Below are 1,678 nucleotides of genomic sequence, written 5' to 3' on the forward strand. Positions count from 1 at the left end.
GCAGTTTATCCGGCAGCTTTCGCAGTCATGATGGATCGTTTTATCAAAGACACAACTCATATTTACATTGCATGTGGAGCCACTGACTTCAGAAAACAGATGGATGGTCTGGCCGTCGTTGTTAATACGGAGTTCAAGCTGGATCCATTCTCTGACAAATGTGCCTTTATCTTCTGCAACCGGAAAAGAAATGCCCTTAAAGTTTTACGTTACGACGGCAACGGCTTTATTCTCGCCAGCAAGAAGCTGCTCAACGGGATGAAATTTCAGTGGCCGAAAACCCCTTCGGAAGTCAAAGAAATAAACTGCCAGCAAGTTCAGTGGCTTCTCCAGGGCCTTGAAATCGAGCAGAAAAAAGCCCTTCAGCCGGTAACGATGACACTTGAGAACAGCTGCTATTAACGGTTTCAAAAAAGCGCAAATAAATTTCGAAAATGGCTTTAAAGCAGCGTTTTCAAGGCATTTTATTACCAATAAATGTAGCGTTCTGAAGCTAAAAATGGTATAATAGTACCAATAAAAAGCAAAGGAATGGATACCGATGACGGGACAGGAAGAACTGCTGATATTGCGGGCGCTGGTGGAAAAACAGAAAGAAGAACTTGCCGCCAAAGACGAAATCATTGCCAAACAGAATATCCGAATTGAAAACATGGTACAGGCGCTTCTGCAGGCCAGAAAAAAACTGTTTGGCCCCTCAACCGAAACATCGAAAAAGCTGGATGGACAACTATCCCTGTTTGAAACAACACAGGAGATTGCGAAAGAACTGTTCAACGAACAGCAGAAAATAACCGTCCCCAGTCATACCAGGAAAGCCCGCCAACCTGGAGTCCGACAGGAAATGCTTGCCGCTCTGCCCAAAGAGATTGAAGAATACATCATTGGACCGGATGAGTCTTGCTTCAAGTGCGGCGGAGAACTGAAGGTCATCGGCAAGCGGATCGTCCGGACCGAAGTGACCTACGAACCGCCAAAATTGAAGGTGAAACAGATTGTCCAGCAGATCGCAAAATGCACCCAGTGCGGGAAAGAAGACAGTGAGAATCCCAAGGATCATTTCCAGAAAGCCGCCGTACCGGTGCCGGTACTCCCGCATTCCATTGCCACGTCGTCACTGGTGGCCCAGATCATGTACCAGAAGTTTGCCATGGGCATGCCTTTTGCCCGTCAGGAAAAAGACTGGTATCGGCTGGGGCTCATTCTTTCTCGGTCAAATATGGCCAACTGGACGAACCGTTGCAGCGAAGAATGGCTGACCCCGATTTACGAACGCATTCATACCGAACTGCTTTCCTGTGAAGTTCTGCATATGGATGAAACACGGATTCAGTGTAACCGGGAGGATGGTAAAAAAGCCAGCAGCGAGTCCTATATGTGGGTGATCCGGAGCGCGGCATGCGAGACAATTCAAGCCGTTTTCTTCTACTACTCCCCAAGTCGTAAAGGGGAGATCGCCAGGCGGCTGCTTTCAGGGTTCCATGGATATTTAACGACCGATGCGTATTCTGCCTATGAAAAAGTGGAGAATATCCGGCGCAACTTATGTTGGTCGCATTATCCGAGAAATATGATTATCCGAGTAGAATTCCTAGAAGCCGCATAAGCTCTTGAGATTCTATTTTTTTTCTCAGATAATTACGCATCAGTCATTCAACTGCAAATTCAAAAACTCAGG

At 46.7% G+C, this 1,678-nt stretch carries 2 protein-coding genes; both read left to right on the forward strand.

Annotation, left to right across the window (positions count from 1 at the left end):
- A partial coding sequence (gene tnpB / locus FZC41_RS17055; protein ID WP_148568652.1) for an IS66 family insertion sequence element accessory protein TnpB occupies positions 1–402 on the forward strand: 402 nt, incomplete at its 5' end.
- Between the two features lie 139 nt (positions 403–541).
- Positions 542–1,606 (forward strand): IS66 family transposase, encoded by a 1,065-nt coding sequence (gene tnpC, locus FZC41_RS17060; protein ID WP_243136757.1) that lies wholly within the window; start codon positions 542–544, stop codon positions 1,604–1,606.
- The last annotated feature ends 72 nt before the right edge of the window (positions 1,607–1,678 follow it).

It is taken from the genome of Acetobacterium paludosum, from assembly GCF_008086595.1.
In the GTDB taxonomy this organism is placed as follows: Bacteria; Bacillota; Clostridia; order Eubacteriales; family Eubacteriaceae; genus Acetobacterium; species Acetobacterium paludosum.

Bases quoted from the DNA above. Each gene is read 5' to 3' on its own strand.
- tnpC (WP_243136757.1), top strand. From the start codon at position 542: ATGACGGGACAGGAAGAACTGCTGATATTGCGGGCGCTGGTGGAAAAA.